Origin of the sequence: Streptomyces sp. H27-D2 (assembly GCF_035828615.1) — a bacterium.
Classification (GTDB): domain Bacteria; phylum Actinomycetota; class Actinomycetes; order Streptomycetales; family Streptomycetaceae; genus Streptomyces.
In genome coordinates this window covers 1-19,979 of sequence record NZ_JAYMZR010000025.1, presented here as the reverse complement: position 1 = coordinate 19,979, position 19,979 = coordinate 1, and the positions used below count along the sequence as shown (strand labels likewise).

Here is a 19,979-nt window from a genome sequence, read left to right as displayed (position 1 = left end):
TGCTGCTCTGGTGGGAGACGGTCGGATCAGAGGCCGCCAACCGACAGTCGTGGCTGAGCAGAAACAGATCCTGGAGGTCCAAGCGGCCGGATGGCGAGTGAACTTGACCAGTACTGTCAGCACATTTCGGCGCAGCTTTGCCCCGCTCACGACCGTCCTCGTACTGGCGGTGGGTGGAGTGGGTTGCTCAGGAATGGATGAACCCGACTCGGTTCCCGCCACACTCAGGCCCGCCACAGACGGGCCCAAGCTTGACTACACGCCTGCCACGCGCAAGGTAGAAAAAGCCAGAGGGACAGCAGAGGGCATCTCCAGTAAGATTCTAGATATGGCTGGAATCAAGGGAGCGAAAGCGACCGAGTCGGGCGCGGTTGCCTCGTCCTGTGAGATGGATGAAGAGGACCTCTACGTAATGCGTCATCCTTGGGCCATTTCCGGGGTGCCATTCGAAGAGCTGAGCGCTGGTTTTCAGCGCATAAGAGATAACCTCTCGAAGGGTGGCTGGCGGATCAATAAGTATGGCCCTGATCGCAGCCCTTCGAAGAGTTTGCGAATTCTGGCGGATTCCGAAAAAGAACAGTACTCAGTTATGGTCGTTTTGCGTGATAGGCGCAAGCCGAATGAGATGAACTCCTCCAATGCCAGCCGCGTTTCCATCATCGAAGTGGATGTAGTGTCTGCCTGTTTCCGGTCCCCCGACGGGCCCGTCCACGAGTACTGACCCCCGCCGGGGCGTGCGCCTCGCCGGCCCGCGAGGCGGGCGAGGGCGGACCCTCGCCCGCGACCTCGTTCTCACAGTCGTGCCACGCAGGCCGGTTGCAGGGGCAGGAAGAGTGCTGGCCGGACAGACCATTCGATGTGGGTAGTGCCGCAGTGGATGGAAAACGCGAACGGGCGGTTCTCGCGGAGGGCGTCGAGCGCGGTCCAGTGGCCGTCGGTGAAGAAGACTGCCGCTGCGGCGGTTTGGGGCGGGTCGAGACTCCCCACGACGCCGCGTAGCGCTGTCTTGATCCAGCGGACGGCCTGGAGCGGATGGGTGGCTTCGAGCGTGGCGACCAGGCCGGAGCCGCCAATGGTCATGGGCGTACGGACCCAGCACTCGCACCGGTAGCCGGGGTGCAGGGGGCTCAGCTGCATGGGTCGGCCCCAGGAATGGTTGGCGTGGCAGAGGCCTGAGCAGTTGAAGTAGCAGCAGCGGATGCGCATTTGAGTTCGACCCAGACCGTTTTGCCGATTCCGTGCGGTCGCGCTTCCACTCCCCAGTCGTCGGCCAGGGCCGTGATGAGGAACAGCCCGCGGCCGGTCTCGGCGGCGGGGCCGGCCGTGCGCTGCCGGGGGCGGTCGGTGCAGGCGTCGGAGACCTTCAGCCTTAAGAGGGCGTCCTTCAGGGCGAATCGCATGCGGATGTCCCGGCCGGGCGGGTTTCCGGCGTGGCATACGGCGTTGGTGACGAGTTCGGAGATCAGCAGCTCGGCCGTTTCGATGGTTTCCGCTGGTGCGCGCCAGGCGGTGAGCTGCTCGCGTACCGCGGCGCGGGCCTGGCCGGGACTGCCGTAGGTGGGCGGCAGACGGAGAAGAGTTTCGTCGGCTGGAGTGGTGGCTGGTGAACCCGGGGTCTTCTTGGGCACAGCGTCCCCCTTGCGGTGAGCATCCCGATGAGGCGCTGCCGATAGTGACGGAGTCGTCACGATGGGCAACTGGAACGTAGGATGCACTCCTACGCGTCCGATACGCAAGTGAATCGGACAGAACATGTTCCAACATCCGTTGTGCGGAGTAATCTTGCCCGCACTTCATGGGGTGAAAGGGGTCTCGCATGTCAGAATCGCGCCCTACCGTGCGCCAACGGCGCCTTGCAGCAACGCTGGTCAGGCTCCGGGAGTTGGCCGGCCGGACGCCGGATGAGGCGGCGGATCGGATCGGCTGCCACCGAACGAAGATCAGCCGCATCGAGAACGCCCGGCTCGGGATCTCTCTCGGTGAGCTGCGGGACCTCCTCACGTTCTACGGTGTCGACGACGAGGCCCACGCAGAAGACCTCGTCAGCCTGGCCCGGCGGAAGCGTGACGCGGGTTGGGCTCAGCGCGTGGCGATGGCGTTGCCGTCCTATGCGGACTACATCGACTACGAGGAGACCGCTGACTACGTCCGTTCGTTCCAACCCCTGCTGATCGCAGGGCTCTTGCAGACCCCGGACTACGCGCGAGCGGTTTTTCGCGGTAGCAACGCCATGCTCAGCCATGAGCGTGTGGATGAGCTGGTCGACATCCGTATCCAGCGCCAGGCGGTTCTGAACAAGGCGAACCCGCCTCGTGTGTGCGTCATCGAAGGGGAGGCCGCGCTACTCGCACAGGTGGGCGGAGCGAAGGTGATGCGGGCCCAACTGGCTCACCTGGCCGACTTGGCGGAGCGGCCGAACGTCGAACTCCAGGTCATCCCGCACAGCATGGGGGCCCACGCCGGTCTCATGGGTGCCTTTGTCCTCTTCAGTTTCCCGACCAGCGCGTTCTCGGACGTGATCTGTGTGGAGCACAAGACCGGAACCCTCTACATGGAGACCCCCGAAGAAACTGACACGTATACGCTCACGTTCGACTCACTGCGTTCGGCTGCGCTGAGCCCGTTGGAGAGTCTGGGCCTGATCGCCCAAGTCAAGACGATGGTCGACTAGTTACGAGGACGAAAAAGGTGCCCAAGGTGAACCTCTCGCAGATCAGCAACATCCCGTGGCGCAAGTCCAGCTACAGCGGCGAGTCAGGCGACTGCGTCGAGATAGCCCTACTCGGCGGGACGCCCGCTGTGCGCGACTCCAAGGACCCGCGCGGCCACGTCGTCTCGTTCGCGCCAGACGCCTGGGCGGCCTTCGTCGGGGAGTTGAAGGGCGACGGTTTTCCGGCGTTCTGATCCGACTTCGACGCGCGCGCCCCGCGTGTTTCACGTCGGGCCCCCGAGGCCCCCTTCTCTTCCGTCGCTTCAGATCCGACAATGCGCATGTCAAAACCGAAGGAACAAGGAACTTCGGTATGGATCTGGAGAGGACCCCACATGCGCAAACCTCTCGTCGCCGCGCTCACGACCGCGCTGCTCAGCGGCGCGTTGGTCGCGAGCGTCGGTGCGGCGCCCGCCTCGGCCGCGAGCCATCGGGCGGTTGCCACCTCGGCTGCGTCGGCCGCTTCGTTTACCTCGGTGGCGGCGCCGGCGTTGACCGCACCGGCCCGCGCCGGTGCCGGTGCCGGCACCGGCACCCCAGGCGAAGCCAACGCCAAAGCCGTCGACTTCGCCGGCACCGTCGCGCTCAGCAACTGCTCCGGCTCGCTCGTGCGGATGCCCAGTTCGGAGCCGAACGACCCGGCTCTCGTGATGTCCAACGGGCACTGTCTGGAGGGCGGGATGCCGGGCCCCGGTGAGGTCATCACCGATGAGCCGTCCAGCCGTACCTTCAAGCTGCTCAACGCCACGGCCGGTACGGTCGCCACGCTCAGGGCCACCAAAGTCTCGTACGCGACGATGACGGACACCGACGTCTCGCTGTACGAACTCGGCACGACCTACAGCGCGATAGAGACCAAGTACCGCATCAAGGCCCTGGAGCTGTCGGCCGCGCGGCCGGCTCAGGGGTCCGCGATCAGTGTGGTGTCCGGGTACTGGAAGAAGATCTACCCCTGCAACATCGACGGCTTCGTGCATCAGCTGCGTGAGGCGGACTGGACCTGGAAGGACTCGGTCCGCTACACCGCCGCGTGCAAGACCATCGGCGGCACCTCCGGGTCGCCGGTCGTGGACAACGCCAGCGGCAAGGTGGTGGCGATCAACAACACCGGCAACGAGTCCGGTGGGCGCTGCACGATGAACAACCCGTGCGAGGTCGACGCGAACGGCCGGATCACGGTGCGCAAGGGCATCAACTACGCCCAGCAGACGTACGGCATCACCAAGTGCGTCGGCGTCGGCAACAAGATCGACCTCGGCCTGCCGGGGTGCAGCCTGCCCAAGCCCACCGGCGAAAGCCCGAAAGCGGGCGTCAGCGTGAAGGAGATCCTGGCCTCGGTCCGGCCGTGAGCCGCTCGTGGTGACGGGCCGCCCCCTGGCCTCGCTTACGGTCGGGGGGCGGCCCGCGATGGGGGGCGGCGGTCGCCGCTATGGGAGGTCGTGGACGTGCGCGCCGACCTGGCCGGCGAACGCGTCGCTGTTCGAGGCGTCCCAGTTGGTGGACCAGGTCATCGCGCCGCGGAAGACGTGCGGGTTCCACGACTGCCTCCAGGGTGGGGGGAGTTGGGGGAGCTGGAGTCGTTCCTGGTGCGGGTGCGCGGGGGCCCCTGTGCTTGGCGTACAACGTGGTCCAGACCAATGTGGTTGTCAAGCCTTAGGGCGGATGTGGTGAATGGGCCGGTCGCGCCCTTGTGCGCTCCGCCGGTGGCCCGATTCAATCGCAGCCACTCCCTCTGGCCGTCGGCGCGGGGGGTTCAGGGGGCGAGCGCGGAGGAAGACGTATGACGCAGACGAGTGACACCGACACAGGGAAGTTCGCCGAGCGTCCACGGAAGTCGAGTTGGCGCTATATCGGGCCCGGAATCGTCGTAGCGGCGACCGGCGTCGGCGCGGGCGACCTCGTCGCGACGCTCATCGCGGGCAGCAAGTTCGGCTACACCCTGATGTGGGCCGCGGTCATCGGCTGCCTCGTGAAGATCTCGCTCGCCGAGGCCGCCGGCCGCTGGCACCTCGCCACCGGCCGCACCCTCTTCGACGGCTGGCGCGACCTCGGCCGCTGGACGACCGGCTACTTCGCCGTCTACGTGCTGGTGTGGGGCTTCGTCTACGGGGCGACCGCGATGTCCTCCAGCGCGCTGCCGATCGTCGCGCTCTTCCCGGACGGTCCCGGCCTCAAGACCTGGGCCGTGATAACCGGTCTGGTCGGGCTGGTCTTCGTCTGGTTCAACCAGTACGCCGTCTTCGAGAAGGTCATGACGGTGCTGATCGGCGTCATGTTCGTGGTCGTCGTCTATGTGGCCGCGCGCGTCGGACCGGACGTCGGCGCGTCCTTCGCGGGCCTGGCCCCCGTCCTCCCGGACGGCTCGCTGCTCTACACCCTCGGCCTGATCGGCGGCGTCGGCGGCACGATCACGATGGCCGCGTACGGCTACTGGGTCAACGCCAAGGGCTGGACGAACAGCAGCTGGATGAAGGTGATGCGGCTCGACAACCGGGTCGCCTACGTCACCACCGGCGTCTTCGTCGTCGCCATGCTGATCGTCGGCGCCGAGCTGCTGCACTCGACGGACATCGCGCTGACCTCGGGCGACCAGGGTCTGGTGGACCTCGGCAAGGTGCTGGAGGACCGCTTCGGCGCGACCACGGCCAAGCTGTTCCTGGTCGGCTTCTTCGCCACCTCGTTCTCGTCGCTGATCGGCGTCTGGCACGGCGTGAGCCTGATGTTCGCGGACTTCGTCGCGCACTTCCAGTCGTCGCGCGATGCGGTACGGGCGGAGCGGGCTGCGGCTGCGGCCGGTACGGGTGTGGCCGGCGCTGAGGGCGGTGCGGACGCGGCGGACGGTGCCCCCGCCGGCCCCGCTGCCCCTGCCGCCGACGACACCGTCGTCGAGCTCGCGACCGGCGCGCGCGGGCGGTCGACGCCTTTCCGCGTCTACCTGCTGTGGCTGACGTTCCCGCCGATCAGCCTGCTCTTCCTCGACGAGCCGTTCGGGCTGGTGGTCGTCTACGGCGTTCTCGGCGCGTTCTTCATGCCGTTCCTGGCGCTCACGCTGATCTGGCTGCTCAACTCCGACCGCACGCCGAGGGAATGGCGCAACGGACACCTCAGCAACGGGATGCTGGCCGCCGCCGGGCTGCTGTTCGTCGTGCTGTGCGTGCAGCAGCTCCGCGAGATCCCCTGGCCCTGGTAGCCGTACGCCGCCCCTGCCCAGCCGACGGGCCCGGACGCAGGACGCGTCCGGGGCCCGCACCCGGGGGGCGGAGAGTCTCAGGGATTACGGCAGCCCGTGCACATGCGGGCCGACCGCGTTCGACCACGCGTTGCCGTTGGAGGCGTCCCAGTTGGTGGACCAGGTCATCGCGCCGCGCAGCGCGGGGTAGGTCCTGGAGGGCTTGAACGAGCCGCAGTCAGTGCCCTTGGCGAGGCAGTCCAGCGCGTTGTTGACGATGGTCGGGGAGACATAGCCGCCGCCCGCGCCACGGGTCGAGGCGGGCAGTCCCAGGCCGACCTGGGAGGGTGCGAGGCCGCCTTCGAGCTGGATGCAGGCGAGCGCCGTGAGGAAGTCGACGGTGCCCTGCGAGTAGACCTTGCCGTCGCAGCCGAGCATCGAACCGCTGTTGTAGTACTGCATGTTGACGACGGTGAGGATGTCCTTGACGTTCAGCGCGGTCTTGAAGTAGCCGCCCGAGGTGGACTGCATGTCGATGGTCTGCGGCGCCATGGTGATGACCAGCTTCGAGCCCGCCTTCGCCGACAGCGAGCGCAGCGCCTGCGTCATATAGGTGGGATTGAGGCCGTTCTCCAGGTCGATGTCGACGCCGTCGAAGCCGAACTCCTGCATCTGCGCGTAGAGGCTGTTGGCGAAGTTGTTCGCGGAGGCCGAGTCGTTGACCGAGACCGTGCCCTTCTCACCGCCGACCGAGAGGATGACGGACTTGCCCGCCGCCTGCTTGGCCTTGATGTCGGCCTTGAAGTCCGCGTCGGAGTAGTTCAGCGCCGGGTCGAGGTTGAAGTCGACGGTGCCGGGGACGCCGGTCGCGTCGGCGAAGGCGACGGCGATGATGTCGTACTGGCTCTGCACATCGCGGATCCTCTGCACGGTCGCGCCGTTGTCGAAGTTCTGCCAGTAGCCGGTGACCGCGTGCTTGGGCACGTTCCCGCCCCCGCCGCCACCGGTGCCGGAGGTCGTCGCGGTGATCGCGGGCGACTTGGCGGACTCGCCGGTCGCGTTGGTCGCGGTGACCTGGAACTGGTACGAGGTGGAGGCCGCCAGTCCGGTCACGGTGGCCGAAGTCCCGCTCACCGCCTGCACCTTGGAGCCGTCGCGGTAGACGTTGTAGCCACTCGCCCCGCTGACCGTGTTCCAGGAGAGGGCGACGGAGGAGGCCGTGGTCGTGCCGGACGCGAGCCCGCCCGGGGCGCTCGGCACTCCGGGACCGGGGTCGCCGCCGCCGTCACCGGGGCCGACGAGGGTCACGTCATCCGCGTAGTAGGCGCTCTGGCCGTACCAGCCGTGCGTGTAGATGGTGACGGAGGCGGTGTTGGCGCCGGTCTTGAAGCTGGTGTTGAGCTGCTGCCAGCTCGCTGAGCCGGGCGTCCAGGTCGACACGTCGGTCGTCCCGGTGCCGCTCGCGCCGAGGTAGGCGTACGAGCCCTGCACCCAGCCGCTCAGCTGGTACGTCGAGTTCGGCTTCACCGCGACGATCTGCGAACACTTGGCGTTGTCCTGTCCGGCGGGCGTCGCCCGGAGCGCGGCCGAGCCGCCGTGCGTGGGGGTGCCGACCGTACTGCCGCTGCCGGCCGAACAGGTCCAGTCGGACAGGCCGGACTCGAAGCCGGAGTTCTTCGCCTGGTTGGAGTCGGCGGCCTGCGCGCTCGTGGTGAGGCCGGCGGTCGCGAGGGCCGCGGCGGCGAGGGCCGCGATGGTTCCGGTGAGCCAACGTCTGGGGCGTCTGCCGTGTCTGCTGCGGATCGCAGGGTCCACTACTGCCTCCGTGGGTGCGGAAGTCGGGGGAGGAGCTGCTGGAACGGTGGCCACCGCTTGGTCGTACAAACTGGTCCAGACCAATGCGGTTGTCAAGGTTTCCGGCAGGACGTTTCCGGGAGGACGTGCCGGTGGGTCCTCACCCCGCACACGCGACGCCGCACACGCGCACGGCCGCACCCGCGACCCCGCACCCGCGACCCCGCGCTCAGTCCTCGTGCAGCAGCCGGTCCGCCGCCAGGCCCACCGCGCAGCCGGTGACGAGCACGGCGTTGGACATCAGGAGTCCCTCCGTGGCCAGCTCCGACCACTGCGCGGACATGTTGAGCAGCTGAGCGGCGACCGGCACCGTCAGTGCGGCGACCAGGTGCCGGGCGGCCGAGTCCCGGTACGGCTCGCGGTGCGTCCGGGCGGCGGCCCAGGTGGCGAGGGCGATGCACAGGGCGTTCGGCAGGTGGATGGCGAGCATGCGCCCGCCGAACGTGGACAGCCGGTCCGCGTCGTCCAGGTGCTCGAAGACCAGTGTCATCTGTAGGTACTGGCTGACGAACAGGACGATGATGCCGGCCGCCCAGGCGGTCATCAGCGCGAACAGCGGGGCGGAGCGCCGCTCGTCGCGCCGGGTGGGGCGCTCCGGGTAGTCGTATCGCGTCACGCCGACTCCTCCTCGTGCTGTGGGGCGGCTGTGGCCTGCCGCTCCGTCGTTTGCTGTTGCCGGCGGCTCAGCCCCTTGCTCGCTGATCCCGCCGCTACCCCACCCGGATGCTCTCGATGATCTTCTTGACCTCGGCGGAGTCGAGCTTGTCCTTCCGCACGTCGATGCGGACCGCGAACGTGACGTCCTTGGAGTCCAGCCCGGTCACGATCACCCCGGTCACCCGGGCGCCCTTGGGGGGCGTGTCCTTCTCGCCGGTCGAGCTGAACTCGAAGTCGACGCGCTTGGCCTCGTCGGTGCCCTCGACCTCGACGTCCTTGGTCTTCTTGAGCGTCGAGCCGAGCTGGATGCCCGCCTCCGCGCCGATCGCCGCCTCCTCTGCCGAGTCGGCGTTGGTGAAGTCGCGCTGCACGGTGATCATGCCGACCCGCTTCCCGCCCTCGGTACGGGTCGCGGCGGCGGCGTTGAACTCGCTGCGCTCGGCGTCGCTCTGCCGCTGGAAGCTCTTGGGGACGGCGAGCGAGACGCCCTTGGCGTCCAGGGTCCGCCAGTCGTCGGGCGCGGCGGCCGTGGAGTCCTCGCTGCCGCAGCCGGTGAGCAGGGCGCCGCCGAGCAGCGTGCCGGCGAGCGCGAGGGTGACGGCTGCCAGGGCCGCGGGTCCGCGGCGTCCGGTGGCGGTGGTGGTCTTCATGGGGTGCTCACTCCTCTGGCCCGGATGGGGGTGCCCGGCTGAGTCTGCCCGGGTGCGCGGCCCGGCCGCACGCGCCGGGGGCCTGCGCCTGGATCAGTTCGCACAGTAGCTATACGGGACATACCCGCGCCGGTCGCCCTTGGGAGCGCCGAGGAACTGGGCGTGGTCGAGGGTCTCGGCCTTGTTCTCGGTGTTGACCGAGAAGCCGAGACTGAGCCCGAGGTTCAGCTCGAAGCCGTACTCCGCGGCCTGGGTCTTGCCGGTGTAGTCCGTCTTGCTGGACATGCCCTTGTCGAACAGCAGCTGCCCGAAGGGGTCGTCGGCGCCGGGGCGGGCGGTCGGGGCGTGGTCGTCGAACATGTAGCTGAAGGGGGCTGCGTTGTCGCCGTGCCCGTCGAGCCATTCCTGCGCGGTCTTACGGTCCGCCGCACCCTCGGCGCCGGGTTTCATGACGACCGAGTTGGTGACGACCTCGATGCCGGTCTCCTGATCGCCGCCCTTGACGCCTCCGCTGCCGCCCTTCTTGTCGTCACCGCTCTTGCCGTTGTCGCCGCCGACCTTCGCGCCGTCCTTGGTCGCGCCCTTCTCGACGGTGCGGGTCATGTCGACGCGCAGCAGCTCGCCGGTCTTCTTGTCGTGGGTGACGGTGATGGTCCCGGTCTGGGTGGTGGTGGCCGAGGCCTCGCCGCTGACCGGTCCGCCCTCGTAGCCGGCCTTGGTGCCGTACTCGATGGCGGAGGAGTACGTGTACGCCTTGGTGCCCTTGAAGTTGTTGTCCGTCCAGGTCGCCTCGGGCGAGAACTTGAAGTTGCCGCCCAGTGTCGCCGACAGCTTCTTCTCGTCGCCCGCGGAGAGCTTGAGCCCGCCCGCGGCGCTCGCCTCCAGGCCGACCTTGCCGTAACTGATGTGCCGGTCGCCGAGCTTCTCGTCGATCCGCTCGCGCAGCCGCTCCTCCTCGGCGATGGGGCCCTTGCCGAAGATCGCCATGATGCCGGTGCCGAGGCTGCCGCCCTGCGCCGCGGTGTGCCGGTTGGTGAGCTCATAGGTCTTGAGCTTCTCGATGTCGTCGCGGAAGCTCTTGGCCTCCGCCTCGCTCTTGAAGACCCAGGTGTCGCCGTTGGTCACCTTGATGCCGGCGCCCAGCTCGACCTTGTCCGAGCCGAACTTGCCGATCTTCGCGCCCGGCTTCCAGTCCTTCTTCGCGGCGATGGAGGCCGCGTCGGTGAACGTCATGTTGACCAGCTCGTCGTTGTCGTCGACCTTGCCGTCGCCGTTCACGTCCGTGCGGGCCTTGAAGGTCTGCTGCTGGAAGCCGTACTCCTCGCCCCACTCGATGAAGAGCACCTTGGCCTTCGCGCCGGCCTTGTCGCTGACGTTCGCGGTGTTGCAGAGCGGAGGTTCGTAGTCGGCGTCGGTCTTGGGGGCGCCCGCCCGGGGCTTGCCCGCGCCGCAGTCGCCGTCGCCGACGACCTTGCAGATCTGGGCCTTGATCTCGTCCGCGATCTGCTGGCCGACGCTGGTCCCGCTGACCGCGGTGATGATCGCGCTGACGACCACGATCATCCCGAGGTACTCGGTGGCCGTCGCCCCCCGGTCGTGCGTCGCCCCCCGCGCGTCCGTCGCCCCCCGGGCGTCCGGTCGGCCGTGCCGTCCGAGGAACGGCGGTATGCCGCCTCCCTGAGCCATGCGACGCTCCTCTGCGCTTGCGCGACGGTGACCGCGGCCGCACTCCCACCGCGCGAAGACGACCGTCCGGTTGTCCGTCCGGTTGTCCACCGGACCCGGATCGTATGCAGGTGGGAGGGGGTGTGGCGTGGGCCCCTGGGCCCTACCGGGGCCCTAATCCGGGCCCACCCGGAGGATCTTGTCCGTGAAGGTGAACGCGGACCGGAACCGCTGGTACCGCTTTCCCTTGCTTGATTCGGCAACTATCCAACCGGTGAAAGGTGTTGGCGGAAAAGTCAATACCAACGGCGGCGGGCCAGGAGTACGCCCGGTGTGAATCATCTGTGGAGGCGGTAGGTCTCCGGCGAAGTGCTGTGTTCGAATGCGTCAGCCCTCCGCGGCGCCCGTCGAAAAAAGGGCGGCACGGCCTTCAAGATCATTAAAACCGGTGGTCAATAGCTGCTGTGCACACAGAAAGAGATGGCTAAGCTGCCGGGCAAGCAGTGCATTGCAGTGTCGATCTGCGGTCGCCGAGTCTCTCTGGGGCCGGAGTGAACGGGGAACCACAGTGCCGACGGCGATCGCAGTCACCAGCCCGGAGCTGGTCCTTCCACCACCTGACCAGCAGACGCCTACCGCCGCGGTGATCCGCTCACCCGACGCGCAGCCGCTGGAGACCGCGCTCGCCGAGACGTCCCTGCTCCTGGAGCAGCACGGCTATCTGATCGTGCTCTACCCCTCGTCGGTCCCGGCGTCCTTCGTCCGGCGGCTGCACACCGTCCGCTCGGTGCTGGAGAGCGACCGGATAGCCCTGCTGCCGCTCGACCTGCCGCCGCTCGCGGTGGCCGTGCTCGCCCGGCAGCTACGGCAGCTCTCGGTCTGCGACTTCAGCCCCGGCGTGCTGGCCTCGGCCGCCCGGCTGCTCTCGCACTACATCTACGCGGGCGCCCTGCTCAACAGCGTCGCCAGGCTCGACCGGGTCGCGGTGAGCCTCAAGTCGCACATGAAGTCCTGGGTGCCCGGAACCCAGTTCGGGGTGCTCGCGGGGCCCGTCCCGCAGCTGATCAGGATCGGTACGGAAGAGACCCTCGGCGGACCGGAGTTCGGCACCCGGATGACCGTGGCCAAGGGGCAGTCGCAGAGCGACTGGGTCACCGGCACCCTCGCCCCCGCGTGGCGGGTGCGGGGGATTTCCGAGGCGCGGCTGCCCAGCGACTCCACCCGCTGGTGGGGCACCTCGAAACTGATCGAATTCGCCGCCGCCATTCCGGACGTGTCCGTGCTGTACCAACTCGTCGCATCGGTCCGCCGGGAGGTGTGTCACTGGTGCGGTCTCGAACTCATCGGTGACCGCTGCGCGTTCTGCTGCGCCCCGGTGGCCCCTCCCGAGAACCAAATTCACCCGGGTGTCGTCATGAAGCAGGGAATCCCGGCGAACGGTGCGGCCCGCTGACGAACGTGAGGCCGGCCGGCGCGGGCGACGCGGGTCCAGCCGGACCCGCCGACCGGCGCACGACCGGGCACGAGACCGCCCGGACAACTCGACGAAGCACTCCGTACGACCGACGAAGCGCCCCGCACGACTCGACCAAGCGCCCCGCCCGGCACCGCCCCGCTCGACACGACACCGCGCCCCGCCGACCAGCTCGACTCGACACCGCTCACTGTCCGGTAAGCCAACGTCCCTGAACGAGGTTGTTCGTCCATGAACTCACGCCAGCGCCGTGGCATCATCCTGCTGCTCCTCTCGGTCCTCTGCGCCTTCGGCGCGTTCGCCGGAGTGCTCTCGGTGATCAGCGACGTGAACTCGAAGGTCGGCTCGGAGACCACGGCGTACCGCCTCAAGTCAGATATACCCGCCTATCAGGGCCTGGACGCGGGCCAGTTCCAGAAGATCAAGGTCCCCAAGCGCTGGCTGTCCAGGACGGCCGTCACCGATCTCGGCAGCCTCAACGGGAAGATCGCGATCACCCCGCTGCGCAAGGGCTCGCTGTTGCAGAGCGACATGGTCGTCGACCGCCCCGCGCTGGAGGAGGGCGACCAGGAGATCGCCATCATGATCGACGCGGCGACCGGCGTCGCGGGCAAGATCCGCCCCGGCTTCCGGGTCAACATCTACGCGACCTTCGAGGGACGCGACCAGAACGACGCACCCCAATCCAAGATCATCGTGAGCAACGCCCGGGTCATCGACGTCGGCCGGCTCACCGCGCTGGAGCCCAAGAAGGACGACCGGTCCCGGCAGGCCACCGAAGCCGTGCCGATCACCTTCGGACTCAAGACCAAGGACGCCCAGCGGGTCGCGTACGCCGAGTCCTTCGCCTCCCACGTCCGCCTCGCCCTCATCGCCCAGGGGTCCGACACGACGGTCAGCCCGCGCGATCGCACGTACACCCTCGAAGGGGACAAGTGAGGTAACGGATGACCACCAGAATCCTCCCGGCCGTCGGCGACGCCGACGCCGCCCGTTCCATCACCACCCTGCTCAGCCAGCTCCCCGACGCGGAGCCGGCGCTGCCGGTGGGCGACTCGACCTCGCTGCTCGACACCCTCGCGCGGCTCGCGGGCGAGGGCGTCGAGGAACTGCCCGAGGTCGTCCTGGTGCACGAGCGGATCGGGCCGGTGCCGGCTCTGGAGCTGATCCGGGAGGTGGCCCTGCGCTTCCCCGCGGTCGGGGTCGTGCTGATCACCGTCGACGCCACCCCCGGCCTCTTCGCGGCGGCCATGGACTCCGGAGCCCGCGGCCTCATCGGGCTGCCGCTCTCGTACGAGGAACTGGCCGTCCGGGTCCAGGCGGCGGCCTCCTGGTCGATCGGGGTACGCCGGCACCTGGGCAGCGGCCCGGAGCTCGCCTCAGGGCCCGGCGGCACCGTCGTCACCGTCACCGGCGCCAAGGGCGGCGTCGGCGCCACGGTCACCGCGGTGCAGCTCGCGCTCGCGGCGCGGGCCTCGGGCCGGAGCGTCGCGCTGGTCGACATGGACCTCCAGTCGGGCGACATCGCCTCGTACCTGGACGTCCAGTTCCGCCGCTCGATCGCCGACCTGTCCGGGATCCAGGACATCTCGCCGCGGGTGCTCCAGGACGCCGTCTTCACCCACGCCACCGGCCTCGGCCTGCTGCTCGCGCCCAGCGAGGGGGAGCGCGGCGAAGAGGTCAACGACCGGGCCTCGCGGCAGATCGTCAGCGCGCTGCGCAACCGCTACGAAGTCGTCGTCGTCGACTGCGGCACCCAGATGAACGGGGCCAACGCGGCGGCCATCGAGATGGCGGACATAGCCCTGCTGGTGACGACCCCCGACGTGGTCTCGGTACGGGCCGCCAAGCGCGTCGTACGGCTCTGGGACCGGCTCCAGATCCGCAAGGCCGAGGAGACCACCACCCTGGTGAACCGCCACACGCGCAACACCGAGATCCAGCCGCCGCTGATCGAGCGGATCACCGGCACCCGGGTCGCGCGGTCCTCCGTACCGGCGAACTTCAAGGAACTCCAGGCGGTGGTGGACGCCGGCCGGATGCAGGACCTGGACAGCAAGAGCACGGTCAAGCAGGCACTCTGGAGCCTCGCCGGCGAGCTGGGGCTGGTGAAGCCGGCGGAAGGCGCGCCGAAGGGCAAGGGCGGCAAGCTCGTGAGCGACCGCGGCTCGATGGGGGTCCGCCGCCGCGGCCCCTTCGGCGACAGCGGCCAGATCACCATGGAGTTCATCGGCCTGCTGCCGCTGATCTTCGTGGTGCTGGTCCTGCTGTGGCAGTGCGTGCTCGTCGGCTACACCTACACGCTGGCGGGCAACGCGGCGGACGAGGCAGCGCGGGCGGCCGCCGTCTCCGACGGCTTCAACCGGCACGGCGACGCCGAGCGGGCCGCGCTGGAGGACCTGCCCGAGTCCTGGAAGGACGGCGTGGGCGTCAGCCGGCCGAAATCCGAGGACGGCCTGTGGAAGGTCGAGGTCAAGCTGAAGGTCCCGGTGCTGTTCCCCGGGAGCTTCGATCTCCCGTGGGGCGACGTCACGGGCGACGCCGGCGCAGCCAAGGAGGGATGACCCATGACCGGAGAACGCGGGCGGGCGAAACGGCGCGGCGAGCGGGGTCAGGTCTCGCTCGAACTCATCGGCTTCCTGCCGATCCTGATGCTCATCGCGCTCGTCGGAGTGCAGCTCGGCCTCGGGGCGTACACGGCCCAGCAGGCGGGCACCGCCGCGCGGGCCGCGGCCAGGACCGAGTCACGGCAGCGCGCCGAGGCGAGCGCGGAGACCGCGGGCAAGGCATCGGTGAGCGAGTGGCTGCGCGGCGGCACCGACATCCGGGCCGGCGCCGCGGCCTATGACGAGGCGACCTGGACCGCCGAGATCGACATCCCGTCGATCATCCCCGGCTTCGACGACGGCGACTTCGGGACGGTGCGCAAGACCGCCACCATGCCCCGCGACTGACCCACCGGAAGCAAGGCATCCGCCGGAAGCGAGAGCCTCCACCGGAAGCCGAGCCTCCCCGGGAGCGAGCGCCCCCACCGGAAGCAAGAGCCTGAGGAGCACGGATCCATGAGCCTGAGGGCACGCATCACCGCCCCCGAGGAGCACAACGGGGCACGGGAGGACGGCCATCTGGTCGCCGCCTACCGCTCCAAGCTGCTGGAGGAGATCGACCTCGCGGAGATGTCCTCGCTCGCCGCCGGCGAGCGGCGGGCCCGGCTGGAGCGCGTGCTCGGGCACATCATCAGCCGTGAGGGCCCGGTCCTCTCCACCGTCGAGCGCTCCCAGCTGATCCGCCGGGTCGTGGACGAAGCCCTCGGCCTCGGCGTCCTGGAACCGCTGCTGGAGGACGCGTCCATCACCGAGATCATGGTGAACGGACCCGACCAGATCTTCGTCGAACGGGCCGGCCGGGTCGAGCTGCTGCCCATGCGCTTCGCCTCCAACGAGCAGCTGATGCAGACCATCGAGCGCATCGTGTCCACCGTCAACCGGCGGGTGGACGAGTCGAATCCGATGGTCGACGCGCGACTGCCGTCCGGCGAGCGCGTCAACGTGATCATCCCGCCGCTGTCGCTGTCCGGCGCGACGCTCACCATCCGCCGCTTCCCCCGCTCCTACACGCTGCGCGAGATGATCGGCCTCGGCTCGCTCGACGAACAGATGCTGCTGCTGCTCTCCGGCCTCGTGCAGGCCAAGTTCAACGTCATCGTCTCCGGCGCCACCGGCTCCGGCAAGACGACCCTGCTCAACGCGCTCTCCGGACTGATCCCCGAGGGCGAGCGCATCATCACCGTCGAGGACGCGGCCGAACTCCAGCTCCAGCAGGCGCACGTCATCCGGCTGGAGACCCGCCCCCCGAACGTCGAGGGCAAGGGCCAGATCACCATCCGCGACCTGGTCCGCAACTCACTGCGGATGCGCCCCGACCGCATCATCGTCGGTGAGGTCCGCGGCGGCGAGACCCTCGACATGCTCCAGGCGATGTCCACAGGCCACGACGGCTCGCTGGCGACCGTGCACGCCAACAACGCCGAGGACGCGCTGATGCGCCTGCAGACCCTCGCCTCCATGTCGGAGGTGAAGATCCCCTTCGAAGCGCTCAGGGACCAGATCAACAGCGCGCTGGACGTCATCGTCCAGCTCACCCGCAACGCCGACGGCTCCCGCAAGATCGGCGAGATCGCCATCCTCGACTCGCACGGCCGCGAGGACTTCCGGCTCGCCACCGTCTGCCGCTTCAACGCCCGGCCGATGACCGCGGACGGCGTGGTGCACGGCGAGTTCGCGTACCACCCGCTCCCGCGCCGCGTCGCCGACCGCCTCTACATGGCAGGCCAGCCGATCCCGCAGGCCTACGGCGTCGCGACGTCCGAAGACCAGCTCGCCACCCGAGAGGCCAAGTAGGTAGCCCGCTATGGACAATCTCGCACTGCTGACGATCGGCGTCACGCTCCTGTGCTGCGTGCTGGGGGTCTGCGGCGTCCATGTCTACTCCTCGGGCAAGGCGCAGCGCGCCGCGCTGGTCGACCGGCTGTCGTCGACCGGCCACATCACCATGGCCGGCGGCCGGCGCAGGCGCTTCGCCGGATTCGACCGGCGGCTGCGCGGGACCGGCCTCGGCAAGAAGATCGAAGTGCGGCTGTCGGCCACCGGACTGGACCTGACCCCTGGTGAGTTCTTCGTCTACATGGTGGCGCTGATCGCCGGACTGTGGCTGATCGCGCAGTCCCTGCTCGCCGCGTTCTTCGGACCGATCTTCGGCCTCGTCGGCCTCTGGACGGCCTTCTCGTTCCTCAGCTGGCAGCGGCAGAAGCGCATCGAGAAGTTCATCAACCAACTCCCCGAACTGTCCCGGATCCTCGCCAACGCGACCCAGGCCGGACTGGCGCTGCGCACCGCGCTGAGCATGGCGGCCGAGGAACTGGAGGCCCCGGCCGGCGAGGAGCTCTCCAAGGTCGCAGACGCCCTCGCCGTGGGCCACTCCATCGACGAGGCGCTGGGCGAGCTCCAGGACCGGCTGCCCTCCCGCGAACTGATCGTCCTGGTCACCACCCTGGTGCTGTCCAGCCGGGCGGGCGGCGCCGTGGTCGGCTCGCTGCGCAACCTCACCGAGACGCTGGAGGAACGCAAGGAGACCCGGCGCGAGGTACGCACCCAGCTGTCCCAGGTCAACATGACCGCCTACGCGGTCCCCGTGATGGGCGTCGGCGCGATGCTGCTGACCGACAAGGTCCTGCCGGGCGCCATCGACCGGATGACCTCGACGTTCATGGGGCAGGCCGCGGTGGTCGTGTCGCTGGGGCTGTACGCGCTCGGCCTCATCATCATCCGCCGCATGTCCAAGATCGACGTCTGACCGCCGCCCGACCCCGACCCCGCCGCCGAGCCCGATCCCGTACCCCACATCACCCGTACCCACAGAACCCGTACCCCCAGAAAAGAGAGAGGAGCGCACATGGGACTGCTGCTGGCAGCCGTGATCGGACTGTGCACCGCGGGCGTGTTCTACGGCATCCGGATGTACCGCGCCGACGCGAAACTCCCCGGCGACCTCAGCGTCGCCCTCGAAGTCGGCGCCAGCCGTACGAACGCCATGGGATCGGCCGTCGACCGGATAGGCATCCGCTACGCCCCCATGGTGCTGCGGATGATGGGCCCCAAACAGGTCAACAAGACCCGCCGCAGGATCGACATGGCCGGGAACCCGGGCGGCCTGACCATCGACCGCTACGCCGCCCGCCGCGCGGTCTACGGCTTCATCGGCTTCTTCGGCGCCTTCACCATGCTGGTGCGCGAACAGATCCTGCTCGCGCTGGTCCTCGCGGCCTTCGGCTTCTTCTGGGTGGAGGTCGGCATCTGGTCCGCGGTCCGGCAGCGCAAGGAGGTCATCGAGCGGACCCTCCCGGACTTCCTCGACGTCCTCGCCGTCGTCGTGGGCGCGGGGCTCGGCTTCCGCGAGGCGCTGGACCGGGTGGCGTCCAAGTACGAGGGCCCGTGGGCCGACGAACTGCGCATCACCCTGCGCCAGATGGACATGGGCGTCGCTCGCCGCCAGGCGTTCGAGCAACTGCGCAGGCGCAATGACTCGGAGCAGGTCGCGCAGTTCGTCACCGCGCTCCAGCAGGGCGAGGACCTCGGCGCCCCGATCGTCGACACCCTCATCCAGATCGCCAACGACATGCGCCGGATGGACGCCCAGAACGCCCGCCGCCGCGCCGCGAAGGCGGTGCCGAAGGCGACCAGCGTCATCACCACGCTGATGGTCCCGGCCACCATGATCCTGCTGATCGCCAGCATCTTCCTCGGCTCCGGCTCCGACTTCGGCTCCATCGGGGGGGAATGAGGCCGCATGCCCACATCCAAGCTCCGCTGGGCGGTCCGCCGGGCAGCCGTCGGCCCGGCAGGATTCCCGTCCGGCGTCCCCTCCGGACCCACCCGGGCGCCCCGCCGCCGGCCGCGGCCGGCCGGCATCGGCTCCGGCGACGGGTCCGGCCCGCTGTCCGCCCTGGACTGGGTCCCCACACTGAACATCCAGGTCAGCGCGCTCCAAGCGATGTGCCGCCAGGTGTTCGGCTTCCGGCTGGCGATGATCGCGCTGTCCGCCCCGCTCGCGCTCACCCGCGCCGCCGACGGCCTCGCGGCCCAGTTGGTCGGAGCGGCCGTGCTGGTCACCTTCATGGGGTCGTACCTGCTCTTCCGGGACTGGGAACGCTTCGGCCCGCTGCTGCTGCGGCACCCCGTACTGCTGGCCGTCGACAGCCTCTTCGGAGCGCTGCTGCTGTTCGCCGCCGGACCGGAGAACACCCTCGGCTACGTCACCGTCTGCACCCCGCTGCTGGCCGGACTCGTCTACAGCTGGCGCGGCGCCGCCTTCTTCGCCTGCCTGGAATCCGTCGTGCTGCTGATGGCGTACGGAGCCGACTCCGACCTGGAGGCGACCTTCGCCAACGCCTCCCTGCTGCCGGGGCTGTGCATCGTCGCCGGAGCCGTCGGCGTGACGCTGCGCAATCTGATGCTCGGCTTCGGCACCGCCACCCAGGCGCTCACCGAGACCCGCGCCCGGCTCGCCGTCACCGAGGCCGTCGGCGGCGAGCGCGCGCGGCTCGCCCGCGAGATGCACGACTCGGTGGCCAAGACCCTGCACGGCCTGGCGATGGCCGCGGACGGCCTCGCGACCTCGGCCGGCCGGATGGACCCGGTCACGGTCAGGGACCAGGCCGAGCTGGTCGCCCGCTCCGCCCGCCGGGCCGCCGCCGAATCCCGCGAACTCCTCTCCGACCTGCGGCGCGAGGGCGACCTGGACACCACCGGGGTCCAGGTCGTCGACGAACTCTCGGCCCGGGTGGCCGACTTCTCCCGTACGACGGGAATCCCGGCCGCCGTGAAGTTCGTGGGCAGCTCCGCCGTCCCGCCCGTGCCGCATGCCGTCGCCCGCCATCTGCTGACCGTCGCGACCGAGGCGCTGGAGAACGCGCACCGGCACGGACGCGCCACCGAGGTGAGCGTCGAAGCCGGGATCGTGGACGGATCGCTGCGGATCGGCGTCCTCGACAACGGCCGCGGCCTGCCGCCCGGCACCACCCTCGACGCACTCCGCAAGGCCGGCCACTTCGGCCTGGTCGGCATGGTCGAGCGGGCGGCCGGCATCGGCGCGCGCATCCGGATCGGCAAGGGCCGCACCGCGTCCGGCACCGAAGTCCGGCTCGACCTGCCGGTGGTGGCGCTGCTACCGCCCGACCCGACCGCCCTCCCGCCCCCGTCCCGCCACTGACCCAACCCGCCCTCGCCCACCGCTCCCCCGACC

Annotated in this window: 19 protein-coding genes; 13 read left to right on the top strand and 6 right to left on the bottom strand. The window is 69.2% G+C overall.

Annotated features, from left to right (window positions below):
- Window positions 1-49 precede the first annotated feature (49 nt).
- On the top strand, window positions 50-721 hold the full coding sequence (locus QMK28_RS12600) for a hypothetical protein (RefSeq protein ID WP_326437195.1): 672 nt from the start codon (window positions 50-52) through the stop codon (window positions 719-721).
- 71 nt (window positions 722-792) lie between these two features.
- Here the strand turns inward: QMK28_RS12600 and QMK28_RS12595 are convergent, their stop codons facing one another.
- Window positions 793-1,080, bottom strand: a complete 288-nt coding sequence (locus QMK28_RS12595) for a hypothetical protein (protein WP_326437194.1) — start codon at window positions 1,078-1,080, stop codon at window positions 793-795.
- 47 nt (window positions 1,081-1,127) lie between these two features.
- On the bottom strand, window positions 1,128-1,628 hold the full coding sequence (locus QMK28_RS12590) for an ATP-binding protein (RefSeq protein WP_326437193.1): 501 nt from the start codon (window positions 1,626-1,628) through the stop codon (window positions 1,128-1,130).
- A gap of 188 nt (window positions 1,629-1,816) precedes the next feature.
- On the opposite strand from QMK28_RS12590, the gene QMK28_RS12585 reads away from it, so the two are divergent.
- The 4 genes from QMK28_RS12585 (at window position 1,817) to QMK28_RS12570 (ending at window position 5,900) form a co-directional block, all read left to right on the top strand.
- Entirely contained in the window at window positions 1,817-2,671 is an 855-nt protein-coding gene (locus tag QMK28_RS12585) for a helix-turn-helix domain-containing protein (protein WP_326437192.1), read from the top strand.
- Between the two features lie 26 nt (window positions 2,672-2,697).
- Entirely contained in the window at window positions 2,698-2,904 is a 207-nt protein-coding gene (locus QMK28_RS12580; RefSeq protein ID WP_326437191.1) for a DUF397 domain-containing protein, read from the top strand.
- A 141-nt stretch (window positions 2,905-3,045) separates the two neighbouring features.
- A complete protein-coding gene (locus tag QMK28_RS12575; RefSeq protein ID WP_326437190.1) occupies window positions 3,046-4,059 on the top strand; it encodes a S1 family peptidase in 1,014 nt (337 codons plus the stop codon).
- Window positions 4,060-4,490: 431 nt separating this feature from the next.
- Complete coding sequence (locus QMK28_RS12570) at window positions 4,491-5,900, top strand: Nramp family divalent metal transporter (protein ID WP_326437189.1); 1,410 nt, start codon at window positions 4,491-4,493, stop codon at window positions 5,898-5,900.
- Window positions 5,901-5,984: 84 nt separating this feature from the next.
- Here the strand turns inward: QMK28_RS12570 and QMK28_RS12565 are convergent, their stop codons facing one another.
- From QMK28_RS12565 to QMK28_RS12550, 4 genes are all read right to left on the bottom strand, one after another.
- Window positions 5,985-7,694, bottom strand: coding sequence for a chitinase (locus QMK28_RS12565; RefSeq protein ID WP_443050703.1), 1,710 nt, complete (start codon window positions 7,692-7,694; stop codon window positions 5,985-5,987).
- Between the two features lie 208 nt (window positions 7,695-7,902).
- The gene (locus tag QMK28_RS12560; RefSeq protein ID WP_326437188.1) at window positions 7,903-8,349 is read right to left on the bottom strand and encodes a hypothetical protein; all 447 of its coding nucleotides are present in this window, start codon (window positions 8,347-8,349) and stop codon (window positions 7,903-7,905) included.
- A 94-nt stretch (window positions 8,350-8,443) separates the two neighbouring features.
- The gene (locus QMK28_RS12555; protein ID WP_326437187.1) at window positions 8,444-9,040 is read right to left on the bottom strand and encodes a hypothetical protein; all 597 of its coding nucleotides are present in this window, start codon (window positions 9,038-9,040) and stop codon (window positions 8,444-8,446) included.
- A 93-nt stretch (window positions 9,041-9,133) separates the two neighbouring features.
- Window positions 9,134-10,726, bottom strand: coding sequence for a hypothetical protein (locus QMK28_RS12550; RefSeq protein ID WP_326437186.1), 1,593 nt, complete (start codon window positions 10,724-10,726; stop codon window positions 9,134-9,136).
- Window positions 10,727-11,273: 547 nt separating this feature from the next.
- On the opposite strand from QMK28_RS12550, the gene QMK28_RS12545 reads away from it, so the two are divergent.
- The 8 genes from QMK28_RS12545 (at window position 11,274) to QMK28_RS12510 (ending at window position 19,946) form a co-directional block, all read left to right on the top strand.
- A complete protein-coding gene (locus QMK28_RS12545; RefSeq protein ID WP_326437185.1) occupies window positions 11,274-12,158 on the top strand; it encodes a hypothetical protein in 885 nt (294 codons plus the stop codon).
- Window positions 12,159-12,410: 252 nt separating this feature from the next.
- Complete coding sequence (gene cpaB, locus QMK28_RS12540) at window positions 12,411-13,118, top strand: Flp pilus assembly protein CpaB (RefSeq protein WP_326437184.1); 708 nt, start codon at window positions 12,411-12,413, stop codon at window positions 13,116-13,118.
- Window positions 13,119-13,126: 8 nt separating this feature from the next.
- The gene (locus QMK28_RS12535; RefSeq protein WP_326437183.1) at window positions 13,127-14,743 is read left to right on the top strand and encodes an AAA family ATPase; all 1,617 of its coding nucleotides are present in this window, start codon (window positions 13,127-13,129) and stop codon (window positions 14,741-14,743) included.
- Between the two features lie 3 nt (window positions 14,744-14,746).
- Window positions 14,747-15,133 (top strand): TadE/TadG family type IV pilus assembly protein, encoded by a 387-nt coding sequence (locus tag QMK28_RS12530; protein ID WP_326437182.1) that lies wholly within the window; start codon window positions 14,747-14,749, stop codon window positions 15,131-15,133.
- Between the two features lie 108 nt (window positions 15,134-15,241).
- Complete coding sequence (locus QMK28_RS12525) at window positions 15,242-16,579, top strand: CpaF family protein (protein WP_326437181.1); 1,338 nt, start codon at window positions 15,242-15,244, stop codon at window positions 16,577-16,579.
- 10 nt (window positions 16,580-16,589) lie between these two features.
- Complete coding sequence (locus QMK28_RS12520) at window positions 16,590-17,531, top strand: type II secretion system F family protein (RefSeq protein ID WP_326437180.1); 942 nt, start codon at window positions 16,590-16,592, stop codon at window positions 17,529-17,531.
- A 99-nt stretch (window positions 17,532-17,630) separates the two neighbouring features.
- The gene (locus QMK28_RS12515; protein ID WP_326437179.1) at window positions 17,631-18,518 is read left to right on the top strand and encodes a DUF5936 domain-containing protein; all 888 of its coding nucleotides are present in this window, start codon (window positions 17,631-17,633) and stop codon (window positions 18,516-18,518) included.
- 6 nt (window positions 18,519-18,524) lie between these two features.
- Complete coding sequence (locus QMK28_RS12510) at window positions 18,525-19,946, top strand: sensor histidine kinase (RefSeq protein ID WP_326437178.1); 1,422 nt, start codon at window positions 18,525-18,527, stop codon at window positions 19,944-19,946.
- The last annotated feature ends 33 nt before the right edge of the window (window positions 19,947-19,979 follow it).

Bases quoted from the DNA above. Each gene is read 5' to 3' on its own strand.
- QMK28_RS12520 (WP_326437180.1), top strand. From the start codon at position 16,590: ATGGACAATCTCGCACTGCTGACGATCGGCGTCACGCTCCTGTGCTGC.
- QMK28_RS12575 (WP_326437190.1), top strand. From the start codon at position 3,046: ATGCGCAAACCTCTCGTCGCCGCGCTCACGACCGCGCTGCTCAGCGGC.
- QMK28_RS12570 (WP_326437189.1), top strand. From the start codon at position 4,491: ATGACGCAGACGAGTGACACCGACACAGGGAAGTTCGCCGAGCGTCCA.
- QMK28_RS12585 (WP_326437192.1), top strand. From the start codon at position 1,817: ATGTCAGAATCGCGCCCTACCGTGCGCCAACGGCGCCTTGCAGCAACG.
- QMK28_RS12550 (WP_326437186.1), bottom strand. From the start codon at position 10,726: ATGGCTCAGGGAGGCGGCATACCGCCGTTCCTCGGACGGCACGGCCGA.
- QMK28_RS12515 (WP_326437179.1), top strand. From the start codon at position 17,631: ATGGGACTGCTGCTGGCAGCCGTGATCGGACTGTGCACCGCGGGCGTG.
- QMK28_RS12535 (WP_326437183.1), top strand. From the start codon at position 13,127: ATGACCACCAGAATCCTCCCGGCCGTCGGCGACGCCGACGCCGCCCGT.
- cpaB (WP_326437184.1), top strand. From the start codon at position 12,411: ATGAACTCACGCCAGCGCCGTGGCATCATCCTGCTGCTCCTCTCGGTC.
- QMK28_RS12595 (WP_326437194.1), bottom strand. From the start codon at position 1,080: ATGACCATTGGCGGCTCCGGCCTGGTCGCCACGCTCGAAGCCACCCAT.
- QMK28_RS12530 (WP_326437182.1), top strand. From the start codon at position 14,747: ATGACCGGAGAACGCGGGCGGGCGAAACGGCGCGGCGAGCGGGGTCAG.
- QMK28_RS12525 (WP_326437181.1), top strand. From the start codon at position 15,242: ATGAGCCTGAGGGCACGCATCACCGCCCCCGAGGAGCACAACGGGGCA.
- QMK28_RS12555 (WP_326437187.1), bottom strand. From the start codon at position 9,040: ATGAAGACCACCACCGCCACCGGACGCCGCGGACCCGCGGCCCTGGCA.
- QMK28_RS12510 (WP_326437178.1), top strand. From the start codon at position 18,525: ATGCCCACATCCAAGCTCCGCTGGGCGGTCCGCCGGGCAGCCGTCGGC.